Origin of the sequence: Streptomyces sp. ERV7 (assembly GCF_001653515.1) — a bacterium.
GTDB lineage: Bacteria > Actinomycetota > Actinomycetes > Streptomycetales > Streptomycetaceae > Streptomyces.
Genome location: NZ_LYOY01000029.1, coordinates 46,948 through 62,561, shown reverse-complemented (window position 1 = coordinate 62,561; position 15,614 = coordinate 46,948). Strand labels below are relative to the sequence as shown.

At 71.5% G+C, this 15,614-nt stretch carries 11 protein-coding genes and 1 pseudogene; 5 read left to right on the top strand and 7 right to left on the bottom strand.

The window, feature by feature from the left end:
- Positions 1–38: 38 nt before the first annotated feature.
- Positions 39–1,436 (bottom strand): metallopeptidase TldD-related protein, encoded by a 1,398-nt coding sequence (locus A8W25_RS06545; RefSeq protein ID WP_067157415.1) that lies wholly within the window; start codon positions 1,434–1,436, stop codon positions 39–41.
- A 91-nt stretch (positions 1,437–1,527) separates the two neighbouring features.
- Positions 1,528–3,024: a TldD/PmbA family protein gene (locus tag A8W25_RS06540; protein ID WP_234386422.1), complete on the bottom strand. Its 1,497-nt coding sequence runs from the start codon at positions 3,022–3,024 to the stop codon at positions 1,528–1,530.
- 221 nt (positions 3,025–3,245) lie between these two features.
- Here A8W25_RS06540 and fabG point away from each other — a divergent pair, with 221 nt between their 5' ends.
- The 3 genes from fabG to A8W25_RS06525 all read left to right on the top strand — a co-directional run bounded on the left by fabG (position 3,246) and on the right by A8W25_RS06525 (position 5,342).
- Positions 3,246–3,962, top strand: coding sequence for a 3-oxoacyl-[acyl-carrier-protein] reductase (fabG, locus tag A8W25_RS06535; RefSeq protein ID WP_067157409.1), 717 nt, complete (start codon positions 3,246–3,248; stop codon positions 3,960–3,962).
- 4 nt (positions 3,963–3,966) lie between these two features.
- A complete protein-coding gene (gene fabI, locus A8W25_RS06530; protein WP_067157406.1) occupies positions 3,967–4,734 on the top strand; it encodes an enoyl-ACP reductase FabI in 768 nt (255 codons plus the stop codon).
- Positions 4,735–4,931: 197 nt separating this feature from the next.
- The gene (locus A8W25_RS06525; protein ID WP_067160705.1) at positions 4,932–5,342 is read left to right on the top strand and encodes a hypothetical protein; all 411 of its coding nucleotides are present in this window, start codon (positions 4,932–4,934) and stop codon (positions 5,340–5,342) included.
- A gap of 91 nt (positions 5,343–5,433) precedes the next feature.
- Here the strand turns inward: A8W25_RS06525 and A8W25_RS06520 are convergent, their stop codons facing one another.
- Positions 5,434–6,108 (bottom strand): FadR/GntR family transcriptional regulator, encoded by a 675-nt coding sequence (locus tag A8W25_RS06520; RefSeq protein ID WP_067157403.1) that lies wholly within the window; start codon positions 6,106–6,108, stop codon positions 5,434–5,436.
- Positions 6,109–6,567: 459 nt separating this feature from the next.
- Between A8W25_RS06520 and A8W25_RS06515 the strand changes: the two genes are divergently transcribed.
- Entirely contained in the window at positions 6,568–9,144 is a 2,577-nt protein-coding gene (locus tag A8W25_RS06515) for an FHA domain-containing protein (RefSeq protein WP_420708412.1), read from the top strand.
- Between the two features lie 74 nt (positions 9,145–9,218).
- On the opposite strand, the gene A8W25_RS06510 is transcribed toward A8W25_RS06515, so the two are convergent.
- From A8W25_RS06510 to A8W25_RS32010, 4 genes and pseudogenes are all read right to left on the bottom strand, one after another.
- A complete protein-coding gene (locus tag A8W25_RS06510; protein ID WP_067157400.1) occupies positions 9,219–9,884 on the bottom strand; it encodes a transglycosylase SLT domain-containing protein in 666 nt (221 codons plus the stop codon).
- A 274-nt stretch (positions 9,885–10,158) separates the two neighbouring features.
- Entirely contained in the window at positions 10,159–11,238 is a 1,080-nt protein-coding gene (locus A8W25_RS06505) for an S-adenosylmethionine:tRNA ribosyltransferase-isomerase (RefSeq protein WP_067157397.1), read from the bottom strand.
- A gap of 28 nt (positions 11,239–11,266) precedes the next feature.
- Entirely contained in the window at positions 11,267–11,965 is a 699-nt protein-coding gene (locus tag A8W25_RS06500; protein WP_067157394.1) for an SDR family NAD(P)-dependent oxidoreductase, read from the bottom strand.
- A gap of 88 nt (positions 11,966–12,053) precedes the next feature.
- Positions 12,054–13,379, bottom strand: a pseudogene (locus A8W25_RS32010) (TIM-barrel domain-containing protein); the annotation flags it as partial.
- Between the two features lie 218 nt (positions 13,380–13,597).
- Between A8W25_RS32010 and A8W25_RS06495 the strand changes: the two are divergent.
- Positions 13,598–15,586 carry an acetoacetate--CoA ligase gene (locus tag A8W25_RS06495; RefSeq protein WP_067157391.1) on the top strand — a complete coding sequence of 663 codons (1,989 nt, stop codon included), beginning with the start codon at positions 13,598–13,600 and terminating at the stop codon, positions 15,584–15,586.
- Positions 15,587–15,614 lie beyond the last annotated feature (28 nt).

Below are 15,614 nucleotides of genomic sequence, written 5' to 3'. Positions count from 1 at the left end.
GGTATGGGTATGAAGGTGCAGCAGCCAGTGTATGGGGGTCAGACGCCCTGGCTGACCGAGCTCATGTTGAAGTCCGGCACCCGCAGGGCCGGCATCGCCGCCCGGGTGAACCAGTCGCTCCACTCCCTCGGCAGGGTCTTCTCGGTCCGCCCGGCCTCGGTGGCCCGCGACAGCAGGTCCACCGGCGACTCGTTGAACCGGAAGTTGTTGACCTCCCCGACCACCTCGCCGTTCTCGACGAGGTAGACGCCGTCCCGGGTCAGCCCGGTGAGCAGCAGCGTCGCCGGGTCCACCTCGCGGATGTACCAGAGGCAGGTCAGCAGCAGGCCCCGCTCGGTGGCCGCGGCCATCTCCTCCAGGGAGCGCTCGCCGCCGGCGTCCAGGACCAGGTTGCCGATCGAGGGCGTCACCGGCAGCTGGGTGAGGGCCGCGCTGTGCCGGGTGGTGATCAGGCGCTCCAGCTTGCCGTCCCGCATCCATTCGGTGGGGGCCAGCGGCAGTCCGTTGTCGAAGACGGAGGCGTCGTCGCCGGAGGAGTGCGCCAGCTGGAACGGCGCGGACTCCAGGCCCGGCTCGTTCGGGTCGCTGCGCAGGGTCAGCGGCAGCCGGGCCAGCTTCTCGCCGAGCCGGGTGCCGCCGCCGGGCTTGGAGAACACCGTCCGGCCCTCGGTGGCGTCCCGCGCGTTCGACGACCACAGCTGGTAGATCAGCAGATCGGCCACGGCGGTGGGCGGCAGCAGCGTCTCGTACCGGCCCGCGGGCAGGTCGATACGGCGCTGGGCCCAGCCGAGCCGGACGGCGAGCTCCTCGTCCAGGGCGCCCGGGTCGACGTCCTTGAAGTCCCGCGTGGAGCGCCCGGCCCAGGCCGACCGCGCCCGGTCCGGCGACTTGGCGTTGAGCTCAAGGGTGCCGGTCGGCTGGTCGTGGCGCAGCCGCAGCCCCGTCGACGTGCCCAGGTACGAGGAGGTCATCTCGTGGTTCGCGAACCCGTACAGCTCCCGGCCGCCCGCGCGGGCCCGGGCGAAGGCCTCGCCGAGCGCCGGGGCGAACTCCCCGAAGACGGCCGAGGAGGTCTCGGCGGGCGCGTCGGTGAAGTCGGCCGCCACCGGTACGCCCTCGACCAGCGGCTGGGCGTCCTCGGCGGGCCCGGCCCCGCGCGCCGCCGCCTCCGCCGCGCGCACCAGCGGCTCCAGGTCGCCGGCGGTCACGGCGGACCGGGACACCACGCCCGAGGCCGTGCCCTGCGCCCCGTCGACGGTCGCGATCACGGTGAGGGTGCGGCCGCGGGTCACGCCGTTGGTGGTCAGCGCGTTGCCGGCCCAGCGCAGATTGGCGGAGGAGTGCTCGTCCGCGATGACGACGCACCCGTCGGCGGTGGACAGCGAGAGCGCCCGCTCGACGATCTCGTGCGGCTTGACGGTCGTACGAGAGCTCATCGCCCGGCCTCCTGCGTGGTGTTGAGACTGTGCTTTCCCGGGGGGTAACCCCCGGACCCCCAGCCGGGGGCGGTGCGGCGTGTCCGGAGATTCATCGCCCGGCCTCCTGCGTCGTGTTGAGGATGTTCACGCCCCGGAACAGGGCCGACGGGCAGCCGTGGGAGACCGCCGCCACCTGGCCCGGCTGGGCCTTGCCGCAGTTGAAGGCGCCGCCCAGGACGTACGTCTGGGGGCCGCCGACCTTCTCCATCGAGCCCCAGAAGTCCGTGGTGGTCGCCTGGTAGGCGACATCGCGCAACTGGCCCGCCAGCTTGCCGTTCTCGATGCGGAAGAACCGCTGGCCGGTGAACTGGAAGTTGTATCGCTGCATGTCGATCGACCAGGAGCGGTCGCCGACCACGTAGATGCCGCGCTCCACGCCCCCGATCAGGTCCTCCGTGGAGAGCCCGCCCGGGTCCGGCTGGAGCGAGACGTTCGCCATGCGCTGGACCGGGACGTGCCCGGGGGAGTCCGCGAAGGCGCAGCCGTTCGAGCGGCCCAGGCCCGTCAACTTGGCGATACGGCGGTCCAGTTGGTAGCCGACGAGCGTGCCGTCCTTCACCAGGTCCCAGGACTGCGCCTCGACGCCCTCGTCGTCGTACCCGATCGTCGCGAGCCCGTGCTCGGCCGTGCGGTCACCGGTCACGTTCATGACCGACGAGCCGTACGCCAGCTTGCCCAGCTGGTCGAAGGTGGCGAAGGAGGTGCCCGCGTACGCCGCCTCGTAGCCAAGGGCCCGGTCCAGCTCGGTGGCGTGGCCGATCGACTCGTGGATGGTCAGCCACAGGTTCGACGGGTCCACCACCAGGTCGTAGCTGCCCGCCTCGACGCTCGGCGCCCGCATCTTCTCGGCGAGCAGCGCCGGGATCCGCTCCAGCTCGCCGTCCCAGTCCCAGCCGGTGCCCGTCAGATACTCCCAGCCGCGCCCCACCGGCGGCGCGATCGTGCGCATCGAGTCGAACTCGCCGGTCTTGCCGTCCACCGCGACCGCGGTGAGCTGCGGATGCAGCCGCACCCGCTGCTGGGTGGTGACCGTGCCCGCCGTGTCCGCGTAGAACTTGTTCTCGTGGACGGTGAGCAGCGAGGCGTCCACGTGCGCCACCCCGTCCGCCCGCAGCAGCCGCTCGCTCCACTCGCCGAGCAGCGCGCTCTTCTCCTCGTCCGGTACGGAGAAGGGGTCGATCTCGTACGAGGAGATCCAGGTCCGGTCGGCGTGCACCGGCTCAGGGGCCAGCTCGACCCGCTCGTTCGAACCGGCCGCCGCGATCACCTGCGCCGACAGCTTCGCCATCGCCACGGCCTGCGAGGCGACCTTGGCGGCGGCGTCCATGGTGAGGTCGACCCCGGAGGCGAAGCCCCAGGCGCCGCCGTGCACCACCCGGACCGCGTAACCGAGGTCCGTGGTGTCGGAGGATCCGGACGGTTTGGCGTCCCGCAGCCGCCAGGCCGCGCTGCGCACCCGCTCCAGGCGGAAGTCGGCGTGCTCGGCGCCGAGCGCGCGGGCCCGCGCGAGCGCCGCGTCGGCGAGCGCCCGCAGCGGCAGCGCCATGAAGGCTTCGTCGAGGGGATGGGTCCCTGAGGGCACAGTTGTCTCCTGTCGTGTGAGACCGGTCGCCCCGATCATGTCGCGGTTCGGGGCCGCCTGCCTATCCCTTTCTGTAGGGACCCCACAGCGCTTTACGTACGCCACTGTCACAGGTCGATTCCCCGTACAACGGCCGGTACCGATAGTTTGCGGAAGTACGAAACCGCTATCGAAAGGGTGATCCGTTGAGCCGCTCGGTTCTCGTCACCGGAGGAAACCGGGGCATCGGCCTCGCCATCGCCCGCGCTTTCGCCTCCATGGGCGACAAGGTCGCGATCACCTACCGCTCCGGCGAGCCGGACGCCCTCCAGCAGGAGGGGTTCCTCGCCGTCAAGTGCGACATCACCGACACCGAGCAGGTGGAGCAGGCCTACAAGCAGATCGAGGAGGCCCACGGGCCCGTCGAGGTGCTCGTCGCCAACGCCGGAGTCACCAAGGACCAGCTGCTGATGCGGATGTCCGAGGAGGACTTCACCTCGGTCCTGGACACCAACCTCACCGGCACCTTCCGGGTCGTCAAGCGCGCCAACCGCGGCATGCTGCGCGCCAAGAAGGGCCGTGTCGTCCTGATCTCGTCCGTCGTCGGTCTGATGGGCTCGCCCGGCCAGGCCAACTACGCGGCCTCCAAGGCCGGTCTCGTCGGGTTCGCCCGCTCCCTCGCGCGTGAGCTGGGCTCCCGCAACATCACTTTCAACGTCGTCGCACCCGGTTTTGTCGACACCGACATGACCAAGGTGCTCACCGACGAGCAGCGCACCTCGATCCTTTCCGGGGTACCGCTGGGCCGCTACGCGCAGCCCGAGGAGATCGCCGCCGCGGTCCGCTTCCTCGCCTCGGACGACGCCTCGTACATCACTGGTGCCGTCATCCCGGTTGACGGCGGATTGGGCATGGGTCACTGATCACATGAGCGGAATTCTCGACGGCAAGCGCATCCTCATCACGGGTGTGCTGATGGAGTCGTCCATCGCCTTCCACGCCGCCAAGCTGGCCCAGGAGCAGGGCGCCGAGGTCATCCTCACCGCCTTCCCGCGGCCCACGCTCACCGAGCGCATCGCCAAGAAGCTCCCCAAGCCCGCCAAGGTCATCGAGCTCGACGTGACCAACCAGGAGCACCTGGACCGGCTCGCGGGCCTGGTCAAGGACGAGCTCGGCAGCCTGGACGGCGTCGTCCACTCCATCGGCTTCGCCCCGCAGGACGCCCTCGGCGGCAACTTCCTGAACACCCCCTTCGAGTCGGTCGCGACGGCGATGCACGTCTCGGCGTTCTCGCTGAAGTCGCTGACCATGGCCTGCCGCCCGCTGATGAGCTCCGGCGCCGCGGTCGTCGGTCTGACCTTCGACGCGCAGTTCGCCTGGCCGCAGTACGACTGGATGGGCCCGGCGAAGGCCGCCCTGGAGGCGACCTCCCGCTACCTCGCCCGTGACCTGGGCAAGGAGGGCATCCGCTGCAACCTGGTCTCGGCGGGCCCGATCGGCTCCATGGCCGCGAAGTCCATCCCGGGCTTCACGGACCTGGCGGACGTGTGGAACACCCGCTCCCCGCTGGAGTGGAACATGGCCGACCCCGAGCCGACCGGCCGCGCCATCGTGGCCCTGCTGTCGGACTGGTTCCCGAAGACCACGGGCGAGATCGTCCACGTCGACGGCGGCGTGCACATGATGGGTGCGTAGGACGCCTGACGGCGTCATGACCGGTGTGGGCGTCCGCTGTGGCGGGCGCCCGTATCCGGCGCGTACAGACGGCGGCCGTCTTTCCCCGCTCCGGCGGGGGGAGGCGGCCGTCGTGCGTGTCCGACCACTTCCCCGCAGACTGATCGCAGCGGACAAGTCGGGCAGTCGGCCGGGGAGGAGGTGGGGCGGTGCGGCCCTTGCGTACGGCCCAGCGCCGAGCCGTCGCCCTGGTGGCGCTGCTGCTCACGGCCCTCGCCGCGCTCGTGGCCCCCTCGGTCGTACGGGCCGCCGCCTCCGACGACCCCGCCCCGGCCGCGGCGCCCGAGCCCTTCGGGGCCGACTGCCACACCTTGGTACGGGGCTCGCACGTCATCGCGTACTGCCACAACCCCTACCCCGACACCGACCGGGTGCGGCTGCACACCGAGTGCGCCCGCTGGTGGGACGTCGACGCCGACGCGGCCCCGGTGGAAGTGGCGCCGGCCCAGACCGTACGGCTCACCGACCGGTGCTGGAAGGAGGTGCGGGCGGTGTGGGTCACCCATGAGAAGCCGGGCGCACCGCCGGCGCCGGAGCGCCGGCGTGGTGCGGTGCCGGGCACGTCCTAGGGGCGCGGGGCCGTGACAGGCGCGGCTCCGCCGCGCGGGCGCGACCGGCCGGGGACGGCCCGCGGCCGAAAGCCCCCGCGCGGCGAAGCGTTCACACGTGATCGCTCAGGCAGACGAACGCATGGCCCGCGGCCTCCGAGGCAGCGGTTTCCGCGTCGCCCGCCCGGATCGCCTCGACGAGGCGGGCGTGGTCCATGTGGTTCTCCGGCCGCAGCTCGCGGCCCACGTCGTCGCGGAGCCAGTCGCGCAGGAGGTGGCCGAGGTCGGCGTAGAGCTCGGTCAGGACGTCGTTGTGCGAGGCCGCGACGATCGCCAGGTGCAGGGTGGCGTCGGCGGCCACGAACGCCTCCGCGTCACCCGACTCCCAGGCCTCCTCGCGCCGTGCGAGCAGCGCGTCCAGCTGGGCCAGATCACGTGGCGTACGCCGTTCGGCCGCCAGCCGGGCCGCCGACGACTCCAGGGTGGAGCGCAGTTCCGCCACATGGCGGGGGTCGGCGTCCGCGAAGCGGCGGTGCATCACACCCGCCAGCTCACTGGTCGCGACGACATACGTGCCGGACCCCTGGCGGATGTCGAGCAGCCCGTTGTGCGCGAGCGCCCGGACCGCCTCGCGGACCGTGTTGCGCGCTACCCCCAGCTGCTCGACCAGCTCGGGTTCGGTGGGGATGCGCGACCCCACCGGCCACTCGCCCGAGGTGATCTGGTTGCGCAGCTGCGCGATCACCTGGTCGGCGAGGGCGGACCGCCGGGGAGAGCTCAGCGCCATGCCGCTCCTAATGTTCGTGGCCGTCGTCTCGCGGCCATCATCTCGTGACCGTCCGGGCGATTGGACAACCAATCATCCCATGATTCTATGATGGCCCCATGGCCGACGACGAGACCCGCACCCTGAGCCCCGCGCCGGGCACCACCCCCCACGCCGGAGACCCTCTTCCCGCCCCTGTCGCCCATGCTCACCAGGCCCCCCGGGATTGTTCCAGATTGTCCCATTCGCGCATGATCCGTACGCAGTCATGGGTGCTTACTACTTTCCGGGCGCGTTTCGGCTGAGTCAACGGCGCGCGCGTACACGTCTGTTGCTCGACTGCAACAGGTCTGTGCACGTTATTCACAAGGGCCGGGTTTCGGATACGAGCCCGGGCCTGAAATAGTTCCCCACGATGTTCGCCATCCCTAGACTCCCTGTATCGGGGGATTGCTCGGGGGACAACAAGTGGGGCATGGAGTGCCGGAACTCGTACTGGAATTGAATGGCAGGACCTGGACGCTCGACGCGTCCCGGTCGTACACCCTCGGACGTGATCCGCAGGGCGACATGGTGATCGACGACGCCAGGGTCTCGTGGCGGCACGCCACGATCAGCTGGGGCGGCCGGAGTTGGGTCATCGAGGACCACGGCAGCACCAACGGCACCTATGTGCAGGGTCAGCGGATCCACCAGATGGAAATCGGCCCCGGGTCCGCGGTGCACCTGGGCAACGCGACCGACGGCCCGCGGCTGAATCTCACCGCTGCCGCTGCCGCTGCCGCTGCCGCTGCCCCGGCCGGAGCCGCCGCGTACAGCGCGCAGCCCGCCGCCGCCCAGCAGGCACCGCAGCAGGCGCCGCCGCAGCAGCCCCAGCACGGCGGCGCCGGCTGGGCTCCGCAGCAGCCCCAGCAGCCGGCTCCGCAGCAGCAGGTCCCGCAGCAGGCACCCCAGCAGGCCTGGCAGCAGGCGCAGCAGCCGCCGCAGGCCCAGGTCCCGCAGCAGCAGGGCCCCGGCCAGGGAGCGGGCGCGCCGCCGGTCTACGGCGACCGCAGCCCCACCACGTTCCACCAGGTGGCCCTCGGCCGGGTGATGCGCATCGGCCGTGCGCTGGAGAACGAGCTGGTCGTCTCCGACCTCCAGGTCTCGCGCCACCACGCCGAGTTCCACTCGACGCCCGACGGGCGCATGGAGATCCGCGACCTCGGCTCGCACAACGGCACGTACGTCAACGGTATGCCGATCGCCAAGGGCGGCTCCACGCTGCTCGGGCCGAACGACATCGTCGGCGTCGGCCACTCCACGTTCCGGATCGTCGGCGACCGCCTTGAGGAGTTCGTCGACACCGGTGACGTCTCCTTCTCGGCCCGCCACCTCACCGTGACGGTCGACGGCGGCAAGGACATCCTCAAGGACGTCTCCTTCGGCGTCCCGGAGAAGTCGCTGATCGCCGTCATCGGCCCCTCGGGCTCCGGCAAGTCCACCCTGCTCAAGGCGCTCACCGGCTACCGGCCCGCCAACAAGGGCGACGTGCTCTACGACAACCGGAACCTGTACAAGCAGTTCGCCGAGCTGCGCCAGCGCATCGGTCTGGTCCCGCAGGACGACATCCTGCACAAGGAACTGACCGTCAAGAAGGCCCTCAAGTACGCCGCCAAGCTGCGCTTCCCCGCGGACACCACGGAGAACGAGCGCAACCAGCGGATCGACGAGGTCCTCGGCGAGCTCAAGCTGGACATCCACAAGGAGAAGAAGGTCACCTCCCTCTCCGGTGGCCAGCGCAAGCGCGTCTCGGTCGCCCTGGAGCTGCTGACCAAGCCGTCCCTGATCTTCCTGGACGAGCCGACCTCCGGCCTCGACCCGGGCATGGACCGCGACGTCATGCAGCTGCTGCGCGGGCTCGCCGACGACGGCCGCACGGTCCTCGTCGTCACCCACTCGGTGGCCGAGCTGGCGATCTGCGACAAGCTCCTGGTGATGGCGCCGGGCGGCTCGGTGGCGTACTTCGGTCCGCCCGAGGAGGCCCTGAACTTCTTCGGCTACGGCACCTGGGCCGATGTCTTCTCCGCCTTCGAGAACTACCGCGACTACGACTGGGCGGGCCGCTGGAAGGGCTCGCAGCACTACCAGATGTACGCCGCGGACATCGACGCCGTCGCCGCCCAGTCGGTCCAGATGCCGGCGCCGAACCAGATGCGCCCGCCCAAGCCGCAGAGCTGGGGCGCCCAGCTGTGGACGCTGATGCGGCGGTACTCGTCGGTCATCGCCTCCGACAAGGGCTTCCTGGGCCTGATGGTGATACTGCCCGCCGTCCTCGGCGCGGTCAGCGTGGTCATCCCGGCGAAGTTCGGCCTGGCCCCGCCGACCGGACCGAGCAAGTTCAACAGCGACGCGGGCACGATCATGCTGATCCTCGCGGTCGGCATGTGCTTCTCGGGCGCGGCCAACTCCGTACGAGAGCTGATCAAGGAACGGGTCATCTACGAACGGGAACGGGCCACCGGCCTCTCCCGCTCGGCCTATCTGATGTCCAAGGTCATCGTGCTCGGCGTGATCACCGCGATCCAGGGTGTCATCATCTGCGGCATCGGCTTCTCCACCCGGGACCTCCCCGCGGAGGGCCTGATCATGCCGCCGGCCGTCGAGATCTGCCTGGTGGTCATCGCCCTCGGCTTCACCTCGATGATGTTCGGCCTGGTCATCTCCTCGCTGGTGAAGACCGCCGAGAAGACCATGCCGCTGCTGGTCATGTTCGCGATCGTGCAGGTCGTCTTCACCGGCATCCTCTTCAAGGTGTTCGGTTCGATCGGCCTGGAGCAGTTCGCCTGGCTGATGCCCTCGCGCTGGGCCATCGCGGGCGCCGGTTCCACGCTCGACCTCGCGCACCTGATGCCGCCGTGGGACCAGAACAAGCCCACCGACCTGGACCCGCTGTGGGAGCACTCGGCGAGCCAGTGGGGCATCAACATCACCGTGCTGATCGCGCTCGGCGTGGTCTGCGGCTTCGCGGTCGCGCGCCTGCTGCGCCGCCACGAGCCCGAGGTCATGCGCAAGTAGCGCGGCCTCCGTACGTACGCCGAAGGGCGGCACCCCGCACGGGGTGCCGCCCTTTCGTGTGCCGTCGGCCTCGGTCAGTAGGCGCCGTTGACGTTGTCCATCGAGCCGTACTTGTCCGCCGCGTAGTTGGCGGCGGCGGTGATGTTGGCGACCGGGTCGTAGATGTTCCACGACGTGCCGGCCACGTGGTACGCGGTGAAGGTCGGCTGGATGACCTGGAGCAGACCCTTCGACGGGACACCGTTGATGGCGTTGATGTCCCAGCCGTTGATGGCGTTCGGGTTGCCGGTCGACTCACGCATGATGTTGCGGTACAGACCGTTGTACGAACCCGGGATGCCCTTGGACTTCATGATGTCCAGGGACTCGCGGATCCAGCCGTCCAGGTTGTTGGCGTACACCGGCTTGCGGGCGGCGGCGCGGCTCGCGGCGGCCTCGGCCGCGCGCTTCTTCGCCTCGGCCTCGGCCTTGGCCTTCGCGTCGGCCGCGGCCTTCGCCTTGGCCTGCTTGGCGGCGGTGACGTGCTGCTTGGCGATGTTCGCCTCGACGGCCTTCGCGTTGGTGCCGGCGGCGGTCACGGAGAAGGCGACGGGCTCGGCGGCCACGGCGGTACCCGACTCGCCACTGCCCGGCAGGACAGAGAAGGCGAGGGCGGCGGCGCCGAGGGCGGCGACACCGGCAATCGAGATCTTGTGCGTCTTGTTCAGACGACTGTGACCAGGGTTGCTGGACTCGGGCATGGTTGTGGGACCTCTTCCGAATGGCGGGGACGGCACACGAAAGCGCCGCGGCGGTGAGCCGCAGCGCTGTGCGACGGGAGCCATTCTTAGCGGCCGCAAAATCCTGTGGCAAAGGTGTGACGTACGAACCGAGATAGTGGATCAGGGGCGGGGAAAACGCGCCTCCCGCCCCTGCTCACCCCGCTCACAGGGCCTTTATGCCTCCACTATGCTGCTTCGTAAGTGATGTGCGTCCTATGCGCGGGCTCACATCGACCACGTAACAGTCTCACCATCAGTTGCATGAGCAATTCGGTGCGTAAGGGTTCTCGTCCGGAAGGATGAGGTGGACGTCGCCGAACTCGTGCCAGAGATAGAGCCCGCTCAGCGCCTCGGCGTACGCGGCGCCCACCGCCGCCCGCCCCGCGAGCGCCTCCAGCATCAGCAGATGCGAGGCCTCCGGTTCGTGCAGCCCGGTCAGCAGCCCGTCCACCACGCGTACCCCGCGCTCGGGCGTCACCACCAGATCCGTCAACCCCGACGCGGCCCGTACGATCCCGTCCGCCCCGGCGGCCGACTCCAGCGCCCGCACCGCCGTGGTCCCCACCGCCACGATCCGCCCGCCCCCGGCGCGCGCCGCGTTCACCAGCCGCGCCGTGGACACCGGCACCTCGAACCGCTCCGGATACGGCGGCTCGTGCGCCTGTGCCGAGGCCACCCCCGTGTGCAGGGTGAGCGGCGCGAACTGCACCCCGCGCCGCACCAGCTCCGCGACGAGCTCCACCGTGAAGGGCCGCGCCGCGCTCGGCATCTCCGCCGAGCCCACCCCGTCCGCCGAGGGCAGCGCGAAGACCGTCTGGTACGCGGACAGCGGCTGGTCGCCCGCCGTGTACGCGTACCGGATCGGCCGCCCGTACCTCACCAGCAGCCCCGGCACGTCCGAGGTGTCCGCCCGGGCCCACCACAGCCGGTCCCCGTCCGCGCTCAGCGCCTCCTCCAGCACCAGGCGCCGCCCGCCCGGCAGCGCCACCGTCGTCCACGCGCGCGTACCGGTACGCCGCCGGGTGCTGCCCGAGGGCTGCGGAGCGCGCAGCTCGACCGCCCAGCGCCCGTCCGGGCCCAGCGTCGAGAAGTGCACCACCACCCGCTCGCCGTCCACCGTGCCGTCCACGGCGGACGGCATGGTCGCCGAGGTGTTGACGACCAGGACGTCACCGGCCCGCAGCTGTCCGGCCAGCTCCCGGAAGGTGTGATGGGAGACCTCGGTGCCGCGCGACACCAGCAGCCGTACGTCGTCCCGCCCCGAGCCGCGCACCTCGGCGGGCACCGAGGCCATCAGCTCCTCGGGCACCCGGACGGCGATGTCCGCCGTCATCGCGCCCACCGCGCCGTGGCGCGCTGCCTCATCGGGCCACCTCCACCAGCGCGGCAGCCGTGTACCGCCCGCTCACCGGGCGCCGCTCGATCAGGCTCAGGAAGCCCGGTACCACCGTCTCCGGCTCCGGCCGCCCCTCCTCGTCGCCCGGCACGGCCGCCCGGTACAGATCGGTGCGCATGTCGCCCGGGTCCACCGCCCACACCCGCAGCCCCGGCTCCTCCACCGCGAGCACGGCCGCCAGCTGGTCGAGCGCCGCCTTGGACGCCCCGTACCCGCCCCAGGTCGCATAGGCCTCGGCCGCCGCGTCCGAACTGACCGCGAGCACCGCGCCCGCCTTCGAGCTCCGCAGCAGGCCGAGCGACTCCTGTACGAGCCCGAGCGCCGCCACGACATTGGTCTCCAGAGCCGCCCGGAAGCCGTCCAGGCCCTGCCGCTCCAGCGGCACCAGCGGCTCGGCGCCCAGCGCGCTCGCGTTGTGCACCAGCAGGTCGAGCCCGCCCAGCTCCGCTGCCGCCACCACCAGCGCCCGGCGGTGCACGGCGTCCGTCACGTCCCCGGCGAGCGCCACGACCTTCGCCCCGGGCCGCGCCAGCTCCCCGGCCGTCTCCTGTAGTACGGACGCGGTCCTGGCGTCCAGGACGAGGTCCCAGCCGCGTGCGGCCAGCGCCCCCGCGAGCGCCCGCCCGAGCCCCTTCGAAGCCCCCGTGATGATCGCTACCGGCATGATCTTCCGTCCCCTCACAGTCCGCTGCGTCGCTGTCCCACGTCGGCGGTGCGCGCCGGCCGCACGGGCAGGGTTCCGCCGACAGCCCCTTCATGTCGTGCCACACCCCGGCGAAGCCCTGGTCGAGCCGCTCCTGGTAGAGCCCGCCCCACCACTCACGCGCGCGTGGATCGGTGAAGTCGGGATACGCGCACTCGCCCGGCCAGACCACGCCCCGCACCTCGTCGCCGCGCGCGTCCCGCACGAACGCGTCCGCCGCGAGACCGCCCTCGTACACCGCGTTGCCGCGCTGCGCCTTCACCGCCGGGTCGACGATCGACACCAGCCGCACACCGTCCTCGGCCAGGTCCTTGGCGAGCCGGGGCAGATCCGGGAAGTGCTCGCGGTCGACCGTGAACACCTGGTGGGCGTCGTAGTGGTCGATGTCCAGATGGAGCGCGGACAGCGGCAGCCCGTGCTCGCGGTACCCGGCCACGACCCGGCGCACCTCGGCCTCGCTGCCGAAGCCCCAGCGGGCGTGCTGCGGGCCGAGCGCCCACGACGGCGGCAGCGCGGGCGCGCCGGTCAGCGCCGTCCATCCCTGCAGCACGCGCGCGGGGGTGCCCGCCACCACCCAGCAGCGCAGCGGCCCGCCCTCCATCCGCAGCTCGCTGCTCCCGTGCCGGTCGTGCCCGGACCCGGCACCCTCCTCGCCCTCGCGCAGCAGGACCCGGCCGTCCCAGGTGTTGTCGTAGAACGCCAGATGGGTCCCGGCGTCCGCCACCACCAGCTGCACCGGCATCGTGATGTACAGCGGGTCGTCGCCGGGGGCGAAGCCGCCGCGCGGGTCCGAGTTCCACAGCCGGTACGCCCGGTCGCGCAGCCGGGGGCCGTCCGCCCGCCCGCCGAGCCCGAACACGCGCGCGTCGGCGGGGACTTCGGAGCGCTGCACCCAGCGCGCGGGACCGCCGCCGACCGGCTCCCACCAGCGCGGCGGCAGCTCGCGGCGGAGGACCACGCCGCCAGGGGTGCGCACCTCCACGGCCCCGTGCCGGGACACCGCCACCATCACCCGTTCGGAGACCACCCGCCAGCCGCCGTCCGTGTCGGGCTCCAGGACGGCGCGCGCGTCGGGCTCGGGCGCGGGCCCGGCGAGCGCGTAGGACGGCTCCGGACCGGCTCCGTCCCAGCCCCAGAACACGGCGCCGCCCGACGCCACCCGCACCTCCAGCTCGGAGCGCGCGAACCGCACCACGCCACCACCCGGCCGGGGCTCCGCATCCCGCACCTGACCGGGCACCCGGGCGCGCTCGGGGCCGCGTGCGGGCAGCCCCCACGCGTCCGCACGGCGCCGCCGCAGGGCCGAGCGGACCGCCCGCAGCCCCTGCACCGAGCCGACCGCTTTCACCGAGCGCACCAGGTCATTGCCGTCCATGCGGCTCACCCTGCCATCCGCCTCATGAGCTGTGTGCTTCGTTCAACTTCCGTTCACCCGTGGTGGCACCACATCGACAGCTGCCGGACTATGGGCGGGACACCCTGGTGCGGAAGACGATCACATGGCATGGTCCCTGTGAGCCGCCGCATGCGCACACCCCTACGCGTGTGCGCGCGGCACACGCACACGACGCGTACCAGCCCGGGAGCCGACCCATGACCTCACCAGCGAACGCCGCGCCGCAGCCCGCGCCCCTGTGGCAGCCGGGCCCCGACCGCATCGCCGGGGCGCGGATCACCGCGTTCCAGACCTGGGCCGCCGAGCGGTACGGCGCACCCGCCGAGGGCGGCTACGAGGCGCTGCACCGCTGGTCCGTCGCCGAACTCGACACCTTCTGGAAGGCTGTCGCCGACTGGTTCGACGTGCGCTTCTCCACCCCGTACGAAACGGTGCTCGGCGACCGGTCGATGCCGGGCGCCCAGTGGTTCCCCGGCGCCACCCTCAACTACGCCGAGCACGCGCTGCGCACCGCCGAGGACCCGGCCCGCGCCGACGACGCCGCGCTGCTCCACGTCGACGAGAGGCACGAGCCCGTCGCCACCAGCTGGGCGGAGCTGCGCCGCCAGGTCGGCTCGCTCGCCGCCGAGCTGCGCGCCCTCGGCGTACGGCCCGGCGACCGCGTCAGCGGGTATCTGCCGAACATCCCGCAGGCCGTCACCGCGCTCCTGGCCACCGCGGCCGTCGGCGCCGTGTGGACGTCCTGCGCCCCCGACTTCGGCGCGCGCAGCGTCCTCGACCGGTTCCAGCAGGTCGAACCCGTCGTCCTGTTCACCGTCGACGGCTACCGCTACGGCGGCAAGGAGCACGACCGGAGCGACGTCGTCGCGGAGCTCCGCCGTGAACTGCCCACCCTGCGCGCCGTCGTCCACATCCCGCTGCTCGGCACCCCTGCCCCCCAAGGAACTCTCGACTGGTCCTCGCTCACTGAGAGTGACAACGAGCCGGTCTTCGAGCAAGTTCCCTTCGACCACCCGCTCTGGGTGCTCTACTCCTCCGGCACGACCGGCCTGCCCAAGGCCATCGTCCAGTCCCAGGGCGGCATCCTCCTCGAACACTTCAAGCAGCTCGGCCTCCACTGCGACCTGGGCCCCGAGGACCGCTTCTTCTGGTACACCTCCACCGGCTGGATGATGTGGAACTTCCTCGTCTCCGGCCTGCTGACCGGCACCACGGTCGTCCTGTACGACGGCAGCCCGGGCTTCCCGGAGACCGGCGCCCAGTGGGCCATCGCCGAGCGCACCGGCGCCACCCTCTTCGGCACCTCCGCCGCCTATGTGATGGCCTGCGGCAAGGCGGACGTGCACCCGTCCCGCGACCACGACCTCTCGCGCGTGAAGTGCGTCGCCACCACCGGCTCGCCGCTCCCGCCCGACGGCTTCCGCTGGCTGCACGACGAGGTCCGCGAGGACCTTTGGATCGCCTCGGTCAGCGGCGGCACCGATGTGTGCTCCTGCTTCGCGGGAGCCGTCCCCACGCTCCCCGTGCACATCGGCGAGCTCCAGGCCGCCTGTCTGGGCACGGATCTGCAGGCCTGGGACCCGCAGGGCAAGCCGGTGACGGGCGAGGTGGGCGAGCTGGTCGTGGTCAACCCGATGCCCTCCATGCCGATCCGGTTCTGGAACGACCCGGACGGCAGCCGCTACCGCGACAGCTACTTCGAGATGTTCCCCGGCGTGTGGCGCCACGGCGACTGGATCACGATCACCGACCACGGCTCGGTCGTCATCCACGGCCGTTCCGACTCCACCCTCAACCGCCAGGGCGTCCGTATGGGGTCGGCCGACATCTACGAAGTCGTCGAACGCCTCCCGGAGATCCGCGAGTCCCTGGTCATCGGCCTCGAAGAGCCGGACGGCGGCTACTGGATGCCGCTCTTCGTCCACCTCGCCGAGGGCGCCGTCCTGGACGACGCCCTCCGTACGAAGGTCAAGCAGGCGATCCGGGAGCAGCTCTCCCCGCGCCACGTCCCGGACGAGATCATCGAAGTCCCGGGTGTGCCGCACACACTGACGGGCAAGCGCATCGAGGTGCCGGTCAAGCGCCTGCTCCAGGGCACGCCGCTGGAGAAGGCGGTCAACCCGGGCTCGGTCGACAACCTCGACCTGCTGCGCTTCTACGAGGCGGTGGCCCGCAAGCACGGCTGACCGGAGTGCGCCCCGGCCGCCCACAGGG